Source organism: Tenacibaculum sp. SSH1-16, from assembly GCF_040104435.1.
Taxonomy (GTDB): domain Bacteria; phylum Bacteroidota; class Bacteroidia; order Flavobacteriales; family Flavobacteriaceae; genus Polaribacter; species Polaribacter mesophilus.
In genome coordinates, this window is the sequence record NZ_JBECOV010000004.1 from 39,555 (window position 1) to 53,144 (window position 13,590).

Genomic DNA, 13,590 nt, shown 5'->3' on the forward strand with positions numbered 1-13,590 from the left:
CAATGAAAAATTTAAAAAATCCTTTAGTGTTCGTATTCATTGCATTTGCAACACTATCGTTTACTACCATTATAAAAGAAGTAAAAAAAGTAAATACCAAAGAAAGTAAAGTGGTATGGAAAGGTTATAAAGTAACAGGTTCTCACGAAGGAACGGTTAGTTTACAATCAGGAGTATTAAACTTTGAAAAAGAGAAGTTAGTAGGAGGGGAGTTTACAATAGATATGACTTCTATAGCTGTGACAGATTTATCTGGAGAGTACCAAAAAAAGTTAGAAGGGCATTTAAAATCAGACGATTTTTTTGGTGTGAATAATCATCCAACAGCAAAATTAGTTTTTACTGAGGTGAAAGCTAAAGGAAAGAATTCGTACGAAGTAACAGCTGACCTAACAATTAAGAATAAAACAAATCCTGTTACTTTTCAAATTTCTGTATATGGAGAAAAAGCAACAGCATCGTTAAAAGTAGATAGAGCAAAGTATGATGTAAAATACGGTTCTACAAGCTTTTTTGATGGTTTAAAAGATAAAGCAATTTACGACGAGTTTGATTTGGTAGTTGATTTGGTTTTTTAAAACCCAACTAAGATTGTATGTATACCTCAAACCAATGTTTGGGGTATGTTTTTTAAATAGAGTTAAACAAGAATCCCTTATGAAACGAACGACGTTTTTACAGTTATTAGGGTTAGCATCAGTAAATTTGAGTATGGGAACATTAAGAGGTTTAAAAAAGTTATCAGATAGTTTACCTGTTTCTCAAACAATGCCAGTATTGTTTTTAGGACATGGTAGCCCTATGAACGCGATTGAAGAAAACGAGTTTACGAGAGGTTTTCAACATGTTTCAAAAACACTTCCAAAGCCAAAGGCAATCATTTGTGTTTCGGCACATTGGTTTACCAAAGGAACAAAAGTAACAGCAATGGAAAAGCCTAAAACAATTCATGATTTTAGTGGTTTTCCTCAAGAGTTATTTGAACAGCAATATCCAGCAATCGGAAGTCCTGAACTAGCAAAAGAAACCAAACAATTGTTACATCCTAATTTTGTAGAATTAGATGAGCATTGGGGGTTAGACCATGGTGCTTGGACCGTATTAAAACATTTATTTCCGAAGGCTGATATACCCGTAATTCAATTGAGTATTGATTATACCAAAAATGCTAACTATCATTTTGAATTAGCCAAACAGCTAACATCGTTAAGACAGAAAGGTGTATTGATTATTGGTAGTGGAAACATTGTTCATAATTTACGAATGGTTGACTGGAAAAATTTTGATAAGGATAATTACGGATATGATTGGGCTATTGAAGCAAGAGAAACGGTTAACACATATTTATTAGAAGGAAATTATCAACCTTTGATTGATTATACAAAACAGTCAAAAGCTTTTCAGCTTGCAATACCAACACCAGATCATTATTTACCGTTAATTTATAGTTTAGGATTGCAACAAAAAAATGAAGAAATTCAGCTTTTTAATGATAAACTATTAGCGGGTTCTTTAAGTATGACCTCGCTAAAAATAGGATAATAAAAAAAGTCTGTATAGATGTGGTCTAAACAGACTTTTTATAAAAATAAGGAGGGGTTACGATTTTTGTTTTATTGCATTAATCGTTGTTCTTACCACAAACCAGCAGAAACATACAATACCTAAAGAGAATACAATATCTCCTATCATTCGCATCCATTTTAAAGTTTGTACTGTTGGATTGTATAATAATTCAGGATCTCTGGCAAAAGAATATCCTTTGGTAATAGAAGTGTAAGCTTGAATTATACCAACAGGTAGTAAGCTTAATACAACCATTAAAACTAACCCACCATTTAAAAACCAAAATGCATTTTTTACGAGCTTTTCGTTCCAAGCAATGTTTGAATACAAGCGTAGGCAGATTAAAATAAAGCCCATACCTAACATTCCATATACTCCAAATAGTGCGGTATGTGCGTGTACAGCAGTTGTGTTTAATCCTTGAATGTAATATAGAGCAATAGGAGGGTTGATTAAGAACCCGAAAACACCAGCACCTACCATGTTCCAAAAGGCAACAGCAATAAAGAAAAAGATAGGCCATTTGTAACGTTGAATCCAAGCATTCTTTTTCAATAAATTCCAGTTTTCTCTAATTTCAAAGCCCATTAACGTTAATGGTACCACTTCTAAAGCACTAAACGTAGCTCCTAAGGCAATGGCTTGTACTGGAGTTCCTGAATAATATAAATGGTGTAAGGTACCAATGATACCACCTGCTAAGAAAATGGTAGCTGAGGCTATCGCTGTTTTTCCTGCTGTTTTGGTAGAAATAATTTTCATACGAGAGAAAATATAGGCAATAATCACCGTAGCAAATACCTCAAAGAATCCTTCTACCCATAGATGTACGAGCCACCATCTCCAATAATTAATTACAGGTAGTGAACTGTTTTCTCCATACATTAATCCTGAGAAAAAGAACATGCCAATAGCAACTACAGCTATTAATAGGATAGAAAGTAAATGTTTTGAGTCGTCTTTTTTACGGATACCGTATAGTACGTGTCTACCAACCATAACTACCCATAATATTAAACCAATACCTAAGAATATTTGCCAGAATCTACCTAAATCCATGTATTCATATCCTTGGTGACCAAAGAAGAAGTTAGTAGTTAAATCCAAAAATTGGTGCACACCTAACCATTCTCCCAACATAGAACCCAAAACAATAATTAACAAGGCGATAAACAAGAAATTGATTCCGAAAACTTGGAACTTCATTTCTTTACCACTAATAATTGGAGCTAAGAATAATCCTGTTGCTAACCATGTAGCGGCAATCCAAAATACAGCAAGTTGTGTATGCCAGGTTCTAGAGATAGAATACGGAAGATATTCTGATAAATTAAAACCAAAGAAAGCTTGACCCTCTACCGTATAGTGCACAGTAACAATACCCAATACAACTTGTAATACAATAAGAAGTGAGATGACTAAAAAGTATTTTAATACTGCTTTTTGAGAGCTGACTAACTTTAAGTCTAATAAAGGATCGTTGTTTGGGTTTGTTACTGCTTCTCCTTTTTCATGATTTCGAATGTAGTAATAGGTCAACACTCCAATAAATAGTAACAATAAAATTATTGAGAACCCTGACCAGAGTTGTGAATCGGGAGTAATTGTGTTATTAATCAACGGTTCGTGAGGCCAGTTAGAAGTATAGGTATAGTCTTGATTGGGTCTTTCTGTACTGGCAGCCCAAGAAGTCCAGAATAAAAAGGCATTAAGCTTAGCTAGTTTATCAGTATCTGTTAATGCTCCTTCTGGAATGGCATATTGTTCATGACCTTCTGAAAAAATGCTTGCATAATACGCAGCGTTTGCTTCAATGGCTTCTTTTCGCTCTTTAGAAATTGTTATTGATTGGTCTTTTTCATTAAAAGTGTTGGTTCTAATATCTTTTACCAAACGAGCTTTTAAGGCAGCTTTGTTTTCTTCATCTAAAGCATCATAGCTGGTGTTAAAGTCTTTTTTAGCCCAGTAGTTTAACAAGTAAACTGCTTCTTTATGAATCCAATCAGCTGTCCAGTCTGGAGCTACATAACTTCCATGCCCCCAAATAGAACCGACTTCCATTCCTCCGATAGATTCCCAAACATTTTGTCCATCTTGTATGTCTTTTTTAGTGTATATAGTTTCATTACTTCCGTTAACTTTTACTGTTTCAGGTATAGGGGGTTGGGTTTGATAAATTTCTGTACCTACCCATATTAATGCAATAAATGATAATACCACTACTGCAATAAATCCAGTCCAAATTTTTCTCATTATTAGTTATTTAATTTAATTGATTTTCTAATTTGATTGCTTTTTTAAATAGAATATTGTTTTCTAAATGAATGTGTTTGTGTAAGTCTTCTTCAAATTCTTGTAGCATAGCTAAAGCAACTTTATAAGTGTTACAAGCGTCTTCAGGTGGAGTGTAATTATTGGTAAGTTTTGCAATTGTTCTAAATCTATTACCTTCATTATCATGCTCTGTGTGCATCATGTTTATAGGATTTTCTACCGTACCAAATGGAGGAGGAGAAAGGGGAGTGTTTGAGTTACTTGCTTCAACTAACTTTTTAATAAAAGGAAATAAAATAAGTTCCTCTTTTTTCATATGTGTAGTAAGTTCCCCAGCACTTTCTTTAAAGAGTTGTAAAACCTCGTGTAGCTCAGGATGGTTGTTACCATGTACTTTAGCTAGTTTGGTTAAATATTCTAAAATTTCAGGAATTTGTTTTTCCACATAGGTATGGTGATTTTGGTAGATATAATCACACAAAAAATCTAAGGACCAGCTTTGATAATCGTTAGTAGATTTAGAACCTTTATCAATGCGAGTTAGTTTATTGATTAATATATCAGGAGCAATGTTCTTTTTTTTAGCAACCTCTTGAATAGTTCTGTTACCGTTGCAGCAAAAATCAATTCCGTATAGTTTAAAAATTGTAGCTGTTTTATAGTTATTTGCAACTATGTCTGCTATTGTTGTGTTGTTATTTATCTTCATTTTGTTTTTATTTAATGTTTATAAATTATAAAAAGACCTTTTTGTCTTTTATTATTCTAAATTTTTTTATTCTCGTTTTAGCCAAAAAGTATTTTTCTTGTCGTTGGTGTATAATACATCATGTAGGGTGTTTCCTTCTAACATTTTTCTCAAGTTATCTCTAATCTCTACAAATTTAAAGTGAAGAGGGCAGGGAGAGCTATCGTCGCATTGTTTTAAACCCAATCCGCAACCCGTATAAATACTATCACCATCTAATACACGAACCACATCGCTTAAGCGAATTTTTTTAAGGTCAGCTTTATTAATTACAAATCCGCCATAAGGACCTTTAATAGAATCAATGATATTATTTTTTGTTAAAATTTGTAATATTTTCCCTGTGAAAGCTTCAGGAGAATCAATAGCGGCAGCAATAGTTTTTACACCAACTTTATTATCTAAGCTAGATTGTTCTGCAACAAAAATAGTTGCTCTTAAACCGTATTCACAAGATTTTGAAAACATATAAAATAATATGTTACAAAGATATTAGTTTTCTTTATAAAAGACACTAAAGTCTTTTATTTTTTTATAAAAAAAGCATCATAAAAAAATGATGCTTTTGAATGCTTTTAAGACTTAGTTTTTTCGGTACCAGTATGCGGTTCTACCAAAGGCAGCAAAACCTATGTAGCCTCTAATCTTTAACTTGTTGTCGTTTTCAAGTTTAATATAACATTTATATTCTTTTCCGTTTTTAGGATCTAAAATTTTTCCACCACTCCATTCATCACCATCTTTTTTTAGACCTGTTAAAATATTCATTCCTAAAATAGGGTTATTTTTACGCTTTCCACTACACTTATCACAAACAGCTTCTTGACGATTTTTGTCTGTGATCTCAATAATTTTAGCGTAAGCTTTTCCATCTTTTTTATATACTTCTATTACAGAATCAACTTTATTGGTTTCTTCGTCACGATTTTCCCATTTTCCGAAAATAGTTTGTGCGCTCATGGATAAGCTAACGGTTGTAAATAATAAAGCAAAAAATATTTTTTTCATAATTTAAAAGTTTTAATAGTATTTTAATTCTCAAAAAGTATTCCAATTAATTAATCGTATTGTGCATCAAAGTTACTATCCCATTTTCCTTGTACACGTAATACTTGTTCTATAATATCTCTAGCACAACCATTACCTCCAGTTTTATCAGAAATGTATCTTGAAATTTGTTGTATTTCACGAGCGGCATCGTTAGGGCAAGAGGGCATACCAACGAGTTTCATTACAGGGTAATCAGGGATGTCATCTCCCATGTACACTATGTTTTCTGGGTTTAGTTTGTATTTTTTAACCAATTCATTAAACTGTTGAATCTTATCATGAGCTCCTAAATAAATATCGGTAATACCTAAGCCTTCTAAACGTGTACGCACTCCTTCGTTTTTTCCACCAGAAATAATACAAACCTTATAGCCAGCTTTTACAGCTGCTTTTAAGGCGTATCCATCTTTAATATTCATTTGACGTACAAGCTGTCCGTCAGGAAAAACGGTTACGATTCCGTTAGTTAATACTCCGTCTACATCAAAAATAAAGGTATCTATTTGAGGTAAGTATTCTTTATAACTCTTTTCCATTTTGTTGGATTGATTTTGTAATAAGTTTATAAATTTCTTGTTGTTCAGCATTTAATAATGCTAAATGGTTTTGAATAGTTTTTTGGTCATTTCTTTTGGCAGGACCTGTTTGTGCTGCCTTAGGACTCAATTCGGTTATTTTTTGAGCTGTTTCCTGAATTAGAGGTAGTAATACTTCAAAAGGAACTTGATATTCGTTGCAAATATCAGCGCCAATTTTATACATGTGATTAGTGAAATTGTTTACAAAAACGGCAGCAACATGTAATCGTTTACGTTGCTCCGAGTTGATTCGATATACCTTTTTTCCAATAGATTTAGCAAGGGTCTCTAATAACTGCAAATCTTCTTCGTTTTCAGCTTCTAAACAAAAAGGAATTTCATCAAAGTTTACATCTTTGTCTTTAGAAAAACTTTGTAATAGATAAAAAACACCCTTTCGTCCACTGTTTTGTAACGATTGCATAGCTACACTACCAGAAGTGTGTACAACTAAGCTGTTTTTTTGTTCAATTTTACGAGAAACATCACCAATAGCATCATCAGAAACCGCAATGATATACACATCGGCTTCTGTTAAAAGTTCTATACTATTTGTAATAGGAGTAACTTCTTTTAAATGCTCTATTTGCTCTATATTTCGAGCATACATTTGTACTAACGATACTTCGTTTGTTTTACTAAAAGCATTGGCTAAATGTGTAGCTACATTACCGCCTCCTATAATGGCAACCTTAATCATAGCACGAAGATATTGAAATTAATTAAAATTATTTTCGCATATTTGTACCATTATGATTGTATAAGTCACCTCAAATAGTTGTGTTGCTTGAGCAACAAATAGTTATGTCTTATTTCTTTTAAGACAATTTTATGTATTTATAAAACTTTATAATGACTGAAAACAATCAAACATCAAAACAAACTATATTCTCACTTTTTAAAGATGCTGTTTTAGGAAGACAGCAAGATTTTACGACAGGAAGTATTGGTAAAGCAATTTTTGTATTAGCAATTCCGATGATTTTGGAAATGCTGATGGAATCTATTTTTGCTTTGGTAGATATTATTTATGTATCTAGAGTAAGCGTAAATGCTGTAGCTACTGTAGGGTTAACAGAGTCTGTACTTACGTTAGTGTATGCTGTAGCCATAGGGTTAAGTATGGCAGCAACAGCTTTAGTCGCTAGAAGAACAGGGGAGAAGGATTTAGAAGGAGTAAATCAAACAGCAGTGCAAGTTATATTTTTAGGAGTTTTTATTTCTATCCTTATTAGTATTGTTGGAATTGTATATCCGAAGGAAATATTAGCACTTATGGGAGGCGAGCCTGATTTAATTGCTGAAGGTTACGGATATACTCGTGTATTATTGGGTGGAAACATAACAGTAATGTTATTGTTTTTAATCAATGCTGTTTTTAGAGGAGCGGGAAATGCATCCATTGCAATGTGGACGCTGATTTTATCAAACGGATTAAATATTATACTTGATCCTATTTTTATTTTTGGGTTAGGTCCAATACCTGCATATGGAGTAGAGGGAGCGGCTATTGCAACAACGATTGGAAGAGGGACGGCAGTTATAGCGCAATTAGGAGTATTGTTTTTTGGAGCAGGTAAAATAAAAATAGCGGTTAAAGATTTAGTGGTCAGAGTTTCTGTAATGATAAACTTAATAAAAGTGTCATTAGGAGGAATAGGGCAGTTTATTATCGGAACTTCAAGTTGGGTATTTTTAATGCGAATTATGTCAGAATTTGGTAGTGAAGTGCTAGCAGGGTATACAATTGCCATTCGAATAATGATGTTTACCTTGATGCCTGCTTGGGGAATGAGTAATGCAGCAGCAACATTGGTAGGTCAAAATTTAGGAGCAGAACAACCTGAGAGAGCAGAGAAGTCTGTTTGGATAACGAGTAAATATTGTGCAATTTTTATGGGAGCAGTCTCATTGATTTATATATTCTTTGCTCCAACTTTTTTAGGATGGTTTTCTGAAAAGACTGAAGTTGTTGAAAATGGAGCTTTGTGTTTGCAAATTATGGCAGCTGGATACATAGCATATGCTTATGGAATGGTTGTAATTCAATCTTTTAATGGTTCAGGAGATACCAAAACACCAACCTATATCAACTTTGTGTGCTTTTGGTTATTTCAATTACCGTTTGCATACATAATGGCTATTACGTTAGATTTTGGTCCTATAGGAGTCTTTTTAGCAATAACTTTAGCAGAAATTTTAATAGCTGTTGTTGGTATTTGGATGTTTAAAAAAGGAAAATGGAAAACAGTTAAAGTGTAAACTTCATTTAGTAAATTAGCTATAATTATTTTAAAGGAAGTACTATATAAAACAATACAATAAATGAAACTAGATATATTAGCTTTTGGAGCGCACCCTGACGATGTTGAATTAGGATGTGCAGCGACCTTATCTAAAGAAATTTCAGAAGGAAAAAAAGTTGGGATAGTTGATTTAACTCGTGGAGAGTTAGGAACAAGAGGTTCTGCCGAATTGCGTGATAAAGAAGCATCAATAGCCGCTGATATTTTAGGAGTATCAATACGAGAAAACCTAGGTTTTGCAGATGGTTTTTTTAAAAATGATAAAGAACATCAACTAGAGGTTATAAAAATGATACGTAAGTATCAACCAGAAATAGTGTTGTGTAATGCTATTGATGATCGCCATATTGATCATTCTAAAGGAAGTCAGTTAGTGTCTGATGCTTGTTTTTTAAGTGGTTTGCTTAAAATAGTAACTGAGTTAGATGGAGCTCAACAAGAAAAATGGAGACCGAAACAAGTTTATCACTATATACAATGGAAAAATATTGAACCTGACTTTGTGGTAGATGTTACTGGTTTTATGGACAAAAAAATAAGTTCAGTTATGGCGTATTCATCACAGTTTTTTGATCCGAAAAGTAATGAGCCAGAAACGCCTATAACTAGTAAAAACTTTACCGATAGTATAGAGTATAGGGCAAGAGATTTGGGTAGATTAATAGGAGTTGATTTTGCAGAAGGCTTTACATCAGAACGTTACGTGGCAGTAGAAAATTTAAGTAAATTAATTTAAAAAAAAGTTTTGCCACAATGTAAAAAGAATGTATATTTGCACCCGCAAGTTACATGGTGATTGTAGCTCAGCTGGTTAGAGCGCCGGATTGTGGTTCCGGAGGTCGCCGGTTCGAACCCGGTCTTTCACCCAAAACCTTCTCAATTTGAGGAGGTTTTTTTGTGTTTTAAATTTACTTTTAAAATTAGTGTTGAATAAAAAGCCTCTCAGTTTATTGAGAAGCTTTTCTGTTTTCTAGCCATTGCGCGTATTTGTCTTTATGTTTAAAGCGTTTGTGTGTCCATAAATAAAACTCTGGTTGTGTTTTGATATTTTTTTCGGTAATTTCTAAATACTTGTCTGTTATTTGATAGTTTTCGAAATCTTTTGGATTTTCTGTTATCAGTTCAAATTCAACTTCAAAATAACCTCTCTTAACTTTTTTTGCAACATAGTTGACTACAGCAAAGTTATATTTTTTTGAAAGTATTTCAGCTCCAGTATGTACTGGAACCTTAATACCTAAGAATTTAGCCCAATAATGAGTTTTGTGTATTTGAGGAGATTGATCGCTTAATAATATGTATATTCCTTGTGTTTTATTTTTGTAATTTTTGTGAATTCCTTTGACGGTTTCAGAAGTTTTTAAACCGATAATTCCGAATTTAGTTCTTGAAGTTTTTACAGCTTTTTCAAAGTATTTGTTGGCAAGCCTTGTATAGGCACCAAAAACTTCTCCGTTCAAAACTAAAGGAAGTCCAAAAGACCATTCCCAGTTAGCTTGATGTGCCCCTACTAAAGCAATGCTTTTACCTTCTTTAGTTAGTTTGTTTACTAGTTCAGGGTTTTTGTATTTGTAGCGTTTATGTATTTCTTTTTTACTAATGGTAAAAGACTTAATGCTTTCAAAAATTAAATCGACAAAGTGTTTGTAAAACTTTCTTGCAATGTTTTTTATTTCCTTGTCGCTTTTATCTGGAAAAGCTTTTTTTAGATTTTCTACAACCACTTTTTTACGGTATCCAATAAGGTTGAATATAATAAGACGAAAAAAGTCAGAAATTATATATAATAATCTCATGGGTAAAATTGATAGCATCCATATTAGTGGATAAACAATAATAAATAAGAATAGTTTCATTAAATGATATTTTTGACAAATATCGTATTAATTACTGAATGATTTGTTTTGTTAACTTTTGTTTATGTTTGTGGATATATATAAATTATGAGTCAAATTATTATTATACTAATTGTAGCTAATGTGTTGGTATCTTTAAAAGGATTTAGTGATGCAGCTTTTTTTGATCGTTATAAATTTCAAGTTCAAAGAATATTAGGGGGAGAGAAAATACGAATGTTAACTTCAGGTTTTTTGCATGTAGATTGGTTGCATTTAGGATTTAATATGTATGCTTTGTATTTATTTGGAAAAGTAGTTGACTCAAGTTTTGGTACATTCAATTTTATTTTAATCTATTTTGTAAGTTTAATATCGGGAAGTATGTATTCGTTGTATCAACATAAAAAAATGCCTTATTATAGTGCAGTTGGTGCATCAGGAGCTGTGTCTGGAGTAATATTTTCTTCTATAATGTTATATCCAAGTATGGAGTTGGTTATGTTGCCAATACCAATACCAATTCCAGGATATGTTTTTGGTGTAGGATATTTATTGTATTCTATTTACGGAATGAAAAACCAAGTAGGTAATATCGGTCATTCCGCTCATTTAGGAGGTGCTATTGGTGGATATTTGATAACATTAGTGTTGCGACCAGGTGTGATAACAAATCATACAATAATGGTTGGTATTATGGGAGTAATTATTCTAGGATTGTTTTTATTTGGAGATAAGCTAAATAAATAAAAAAAACCGAAACATTAGTTTCGGTTTTTTTTGAGCGGGAGACCAGGTTCGAACTGGCGACATTCAGCTTGGAAGGCTGACGCTCTACCAACTGAGCTACTCCCGCGGTAAAGACTTTTGTAATTTCTTACAATTATGTAAAAATTTGAGCGGGAGACCAGGTTCGAACTGGCGACATTCAGCTTGGAAGGCTGACGCTCTACCAACTGAGCTACTCCCGCGGTAAAGACTTTTTGTAATTTCTTACAATTATGTAAAAATTTGAGCGGGAGACCAGGTTCGAACTGGCGACATTCAGCTTGGAAGGCTGACGCTCTACCAACTGAGCTACTCCCGCAGTAAAGCGGTTGCAAATATAATACTGCTTTTGTTATTTACAAAGACTTTTTTGTAAAAAAAAATGAAAAAAAAGCACACTTTTTATAAGTGTCAGATAATGAGTTAAGTATTTTTTTTAGAAGAACACTTATTTAAAAAAGAAGTTAATTCAATATTAGCACTTGGGCCATAAGCAGCTAAAATAGTGCCTTTTGTTCCGTCGTGCATTGTTAATATATAAAGAATACTTAAATCAGCAGGGTTAGAATAACCTTCATACCTATACTCTTCATCAATAGTAACGTCTTTAACGGTATATTCTTTTTTAGTATCTACGTCAATTAATTTATTATTAATAAGATGATAACTAGCAGTGTATCCTTTGTTTTTATAATATTCAATTTTATTTATTTCATGTTTAGAATTGTTATTCATAGTGTATGAGTATTAAAATTACATTCAAAAGTATAGAATCAAAAAGAACAAGATTAACTTATATGAGTTAAATATTAATCTATTTAAGTTAATTTATAAAACCATATGAAACTAATTTTGTAATAAATTAATAAACTAAATTAATGACTGTGTTAGCAAAACATAAAAGGCAATTATTATTTATTTACTCCTGTGAATCCAGTTTTAGTAAAGAAATGTTAGCTTATGCTTCTGCCGTAGATAAAAAGCTACAGATTATAAATATTTGTAAAGAAAAAATTTCAGATACAATATGGTTAGAAATAGCTGCTATGTTAAATGTAACATTAGGAGAGTTGTTTTCACCTAAGCACTCAAATGCTGAAGATGTAGGAGATGTAACGAGCTTTGATGAGACAGACTGGTTGAAATTAATAAATAGCAAACCTAGTTTGTTACAGGTTCCTATTGTTGTTAATGCAGATAAAGCTTTGAGAATTAAAGAAAAAACTGATATGATGAATGTGTTAGATAATTAGAAAATAATTTTAGGGAGTAAGCCGAAAACCCTTTAAGAGAGTAGGTATAAATTTAAACTGAATAATTATGAAAATATCAAAATTAATTTTAGCAACATTATTAACAGCAGTTGTAATGGTTTCTTGTGAAAACAAAAAAGAAAAAAAAGAACAGGTAAAAGAAAAAATGGATGAAGTGGAAGCGAGCGTAGAAGAAGGAATGGATGAAATTGAAGAGAGTTTTTCTGACCTAGGTGATTATACTTTTGAAAAGAAAAGTGAGGTGACAAAATCAATTAACAAAGGAATAGATAAATTAGATGCTGAGATTGATAAATTAGAGAAAAATGTAAGTGATAGTTATAATGATGCAAGTGAAAGTGTAAAGAAAGAGCGTCAAGAATTGTTAGCTTCTTTAAAAAATAAAAGAACAAAACTTAAAGCAAGCATGGAAAAATTAAAGAATAGTTCTGAAGATACTTGGGATGATGTGAAAAAAGGGTTTGAGAAAGCTTATGATGATGTAGAGAATGCCTTTGATAAATTAGCTGATGAATTAAATAGTTAATATACATTTTACAAATAATCCATCCTAAAAAAGCAGTTCACAACGAACTGCTTTTTTTATTTGTGATAATTATAAAAACTTTTTAAATGGTTACAGATTTTTTCAAATTTACATCCCAGTAGTATGCACTGTTTATAATAACTTTAAGGATAGTAATGGTGTGAAGGTTATTATTTTTTAAGTCTTGTTGTGAGAGTAACTTATCTATAATTCCTTTTGATTCGTAATGAATGCCCTTACCTCTGATTGATAAATATTGTTTGTCTGTGTTATTAGTAAAAGTTAAGAGTAAGTCATTATCTTTTTCAATGTTTTTATAGTGTTCAGATTCTTTATCTGATAAAAACCACAAAGCTCCATCATTGTCAATTGTTTTAACAGTCATAGGGCAAACCGAAGGGTTTGGTTCACTTAACGAACTAATTAACATGCATGTTGGGGTGTTTATTAGGATAGACTGAATTCTTTCAATAGCATTTTTATCTACTAAATCATTTTTTTTCATCTGTCTAATCTTTATAAAATTATTATGTACAAAGTTGAGGAAAGTATAGTTTTTTTTTAACTCAAAAAGAAAAAAAAAGAGCTTATATAATATTATGTTAAGTGTTTTTTAGTAGATACTTTATTAATTTAAATTGTTTTTTAAGTTCATTTTAACTTTA

General features: G+C 31.9%; 16 protein-coding genes and 4 tRNA genes. 8 read left to right on the top strand and 12 right to left on the bottom strand.

The window, feature by feature from the left end:
- Positions 1–2: 2 nt before the first annotated feature.
- The gene (locus ABMY20_RS06890; RefSeq protein WP_349264942.1) at positions 3–578 is read left to right on the top strand and encodes a YceI family protein; all 576 of its coding nucleotides are present in this window, start codon (positions 3–5) and stop codon (positions 576–578) included.
- Between the two features lie 133 nt (positions 579–711).
- Positions 712–1,542 carry a 4,5-DOPA dioxygenase extradiol gene (gene ygiD / locus ABMY20_RS06895; protein WP_239180771.1) on the top strand — a complete coding sequence of 277 codons (831 nt, stop codon included), beginning with the start codon at positions 712–714 and terminating at the stop codon, positions 1,540–1,542.
- Between the two features lie 57 nt (positions 1,543–1,599).
- On the opposite strand, the gene ABMY20_RS06900 is transcribed toward ygiD, so the two are convergent.
- From ABMY20_RS06900 to ABMY20_RS06925, 6 genes are all read right to left on the bottom strand, one after another.
- A complete protein-coding gene (locus tag ABMY20_RS06900; protein ID WP_349264943.1) occupies positions 1,600–3,819 on the bottom strand; it encodes a nitric-oxide reductase large subunit in 2,220 nt (739 codons plus the stop codon).
- Between the two features lie 10 nt (positions 3,820–3,829).
- Positions 3,830–4,549, bottom strand: a complete 720-nt coding sequence (gene ric / locus ABMY20_RS06905; RefSeq protein ID WP_349264944.1) for an iron-sulfur cluster repair di-iron protein — start codon at positions 4,547–4,549, stop codon at positions 3,830–3,832.
- Positions 4,550–4,615: 66 nt separating this feature from the next.
- Complete coding sequence (locus tag ABMY20_RS06910; RefSeq protein ID WP_047789250.1) at positions 4,616–5,056, bottom strand: Rrf2 family transcriptional regulator; 441 nt, start codon at positions 5,054–5,056, stop codon at positions 4,616–4,618.
- Positions 5,057–5,170: 114 nt separating this feature from the next.
- Entirely contained in the window at positions 5,171–5,596 is a 426-nt protein-coding gene (locus ABMY20_RS06915; protein ID WP_047789249.1) for a DUF2147 domain-containing protein, read from the bottom strand.
- A gap of 50 nt (positions 5,597–5,646) precedes the next feature.
- Positions 5,647–6,174 carry an HAD family hydrolase gene (locus tag ABMY20_RS06920; protein WP_047789248.1) on the bottom strand — a complete coding sequence of 176 codons (528 nt, stop codon included), beginning with the start codon at positions 6,172–6,174 and terminating at the stop codon, positions 5,647–5,649.
- Entirely contained in the window at positions 6,158–6,916 is a 759-nt protein-coding gene (locus ABMY20_RS06925) for a Rossmann-like and DUF2520 domain-containing protein (protein WP_349264945.1), read from the bottom strand. Before ABMY20_RS06925 ends, ABMY20_RS06920 begins: the two co-directional genes overlap by 17 nt.
- 152 nt (positions 6,917–7,068) lie before the next feature.
- On the opposite strand from ABMY20_RS06925, the gene ABMY20_RS06930 reads away from it, so the two are divergent.
- From ABMY20_RS06930 to ABMY20_RS06940, 3 genes are all read left to right on the top strand, one after another.
- Positions 7,069–8,478 (top strand): MATE family efflux transporter, encoded by a 1,410-nt coding sequence (locus tag ABMY20_RS06930; protein WP_349264946.1) that lies wholly within the window; start codon positions 7,069–7,071, stop codon positions 8,476–8,478.
- A gap of 63 nt (positions 8,479–8,541) precedes the next feature.
- Positions 8,542–9,258 carry a bacillithiol biosynthesis deacetylase BshB1 gene (gene bshB1 / locus ABMY20_RS06935; protein WP_047789245.1) on the top strand — a complete coding sequence of 239 codons (717 nt, stop codon included), beginning with the start codon at positions 8,542–8,544 and terminating at the stop codon, positions 9,256–9,258.
- Between the two features lie 55 nt (positions 9,259–9,313).
- A tRNA-His gene (locus ABMY20_RS06940) sits at positions 9,314–9,389 on the top strand.
- Positions 9,390–9,469: 80 nt separating this feature from the next.
- Here the strand turns inward: ABMY20_RS06940 and ABMY20_RS06945 are convergent.
- A complete protein-coding gene (locus tag ABMY20_RS06945) occupies positions 9,470–10,378 on the bottom strand; it encodes a lysophospholipid acyltransferase family protein (protein ID WP_047789244.1) in 909 nt (302 codons plus the stop codon).
- Positions 10,379–10,465: 87 nt separating this feature from the next.
- On the opposite strand from ABMY20_RS06945, the gene ABMY20_RS06950 reads away from it, so the two are divergent.
- Positions 10,466–11,107 (top strand): rhomboid family intramembrane serine protease, encoded by a 642-nt coding sequence (locus tag ABMY20_RS06950; RefSeq protein ID WP_047789243.1) that lies wholly within the window; start codon positions 10,466–10,468, stop codon positions 11,105–11,107.
- 33 nt (positions 11,108–11,140) lie between these two features.
- Here ABMY20_RS06950 and ABMY20_RS06955 read toward each other — a convergent pair.
- The 4 genes from ABMY20_RS06955 to ABMY20_RS06970 form a co-directional block, all read right to left on the bottom strand.
- Positions 11,141–11,213: transfer RNA gene (locus ABMY20_RS06955), tRNA-Gly, on the bottom strand.
- Positions 11,214–11,255: 42 nt separating this feature from the next.
- A tRNA-Gly gene (locus ABMY20_RS06960) sits at positions 11,256–11,328 on the bottom strand.
- Between the two features lie 43 nt (positions 11,329–11,371).
- Positions 11,372–11,444 (bottom strand) — tRNA-Gly (locus tag ABMY20_RS06965).
- A gap of 104 nt (positions 11,445–11,548) precedes the next feature.
- Positions 11,549–11,860: a hypothetical protein gene (locus ABMY20_RS06970; RefSeq protein WP_047789242.1), complete on the bottom strand. Its 312-nt coding sequence runs from the start codon at positions 11,858–11,860 to the stop codon at positions 11,549–11,551.
- A gap of 143 nt (positions 11,861–12,003) precedes the next feature.
- Here ABMY20_RS06970 and ABMY20_RS06975 point away from each other — a divergent pair, with 143 nt between their 5' ends.
- Both ABMY20_RS06975 and ABMY20_RS06980 read left to right on the top strand, forming a co-directional pair.
- The gene (locus ABMY20_RS06975; RefSeq protein ID WP_159617121.1) at positions 12,004–12,378 is read left to right on the top strand and encodes an ArsC/Spx/MgsR family protein; all 375 of its coding nucleotides are present in this window, start codon (positions 12,004–12,006) and stop codon (positions 12,376–12,378) included.
- 67 nt (positions 12,379–12,445) lie between these two features.
- Positions 12,446–12,925 (top strand): hypothetical protein, encoded by a 480-nt coding sequence (locus tag ABMY20_RS06980; protein WP_053056682.1) that lies wholly within the window; start codon positions 12,446–12,448, stop codon positions 12,923–12,925.
- Between the two features lie 82 nt (positions 12,926–13,007).
- Here the strand turns inward: ABMY20_RS06980 and ABMY20_RS06985 are convergent, their stop codons facing one another.
- Positions 13,008–13,430, bottom strand: a complete 423-nt coding sequence (locus ABMY20_RS06985; protein ID WP_349264947.1) for a pyridoxamine 5'-phosphate oxidase family protein — start codon at positions 13,428–13,430, stop codon at positions 13,008–13,010.
- Positions 13,431–13,590: the final 160 nt, after the last annotated feature.

Coding starts and splice junctions, on each gene's coding strand:
- ABMY20_RS06890 (WP_349264942.1), top strand. CDS start 3: ATGAAAAATTTAAAAAATCCTTTAGTGTTCGTATTCATTGCATTTGCA.
- ygiD (WP_239180771.1), top strand. CDS start 712: ATGGGAACATTAAGAGGTTTAAAAAAGTTATCAGATAGTTTACCTGTT.
- ABMY20_RS06900 (WP_349264943.1), bottom strand. CDS start 3,819: ATGAGAAAAATTTGGACTGGATTTATTGCAGTAGTGGTATTATCATTT.
- ric (WP_349264944.1), bottom strand. CDS start 4,549: ATGAAGATAAATAACAACACAACAATAGCAGACATAGTTGCAAATAAC.
- ABMY20_RS06910 (WP_047789250.1), bottom strand. CDS start 5,056: ATGTTTTCAAAATCTTGTGAATACGGTTTAAGAGCAACTATTTTTGTT.
- ABMY20_RS06915 (WP_047789249.1), bottom strand. CDS start 5,596: ATGAAAAAAATATTTTTTGCTTTATTATTTACAACCGTTAGCTTATCC.
- ABMY20_RS06920 (WP_047789248.1), bottom strand. CDS start 6,174: ATGGAAAAGAGTTATAAAGAATACTTACCTCAAATAGATACCTTTATT.
- ABMY20_RS06925 (WP_349264945.1), bottom strand. CDS start 6,916: ATGATTAAGGTTGCCATTATAGGAGGCGGTAATGTAGCTACACATTTA.
- ABMY20_RS06930 (WP_349264946.1), top strand. CDS start 7,069: ATGACTGAAAACAATCAAACATCAAAACAAACTATATTCTCACTTTTT.
- bshB1 (WP_047789245.1), top strand. CDS start 8,542: ATGAAACTAGATATATTAGCTTTTGGAGCGCACCCTGACGATGTTGAA.
- ABMY20_RS06945 (WP_047789244.1), bottom strand. CDS start 10,378: ATGAAACTATTCTTATTTATTATTGTTTATCCACTAATATGGATGCTA.
- ABMY20_RS06950 (WP_047789243.1), top strand. CDS start 10,466: ATGAGTCAAATTATTATTATACTAATTGTAGCTAATGTGTTGGTATCT.
- ABMY20_RS06970 (WP_047789242.1), bottom strand. CDS start 11,860: ATGAATAACAATTCTAAACATGAAATAAATAAAATTGAATATTATAAA.
- ABMY20_RS06975 (WP_159617121.1), top strand. CDS start 12,004: ATGACTGTGTTAGCAAAACATAAAAGGCAATTATTATTTATTTACTCC.
- ABMY20_RS06980 (WP_053056682.1), top strand. CDS start 12,446: ATGAAAATATCAAAATTAATTTTAGCAACATTATTAACAGCAGTTGTA.
- ABMY20_RS06985 (WP_349264947.1), bottom strand. CDS start 13,430: ATGAAAAAAAATGATTTAGTAGATAAAAATGCTATTGAAAGAATTCAG.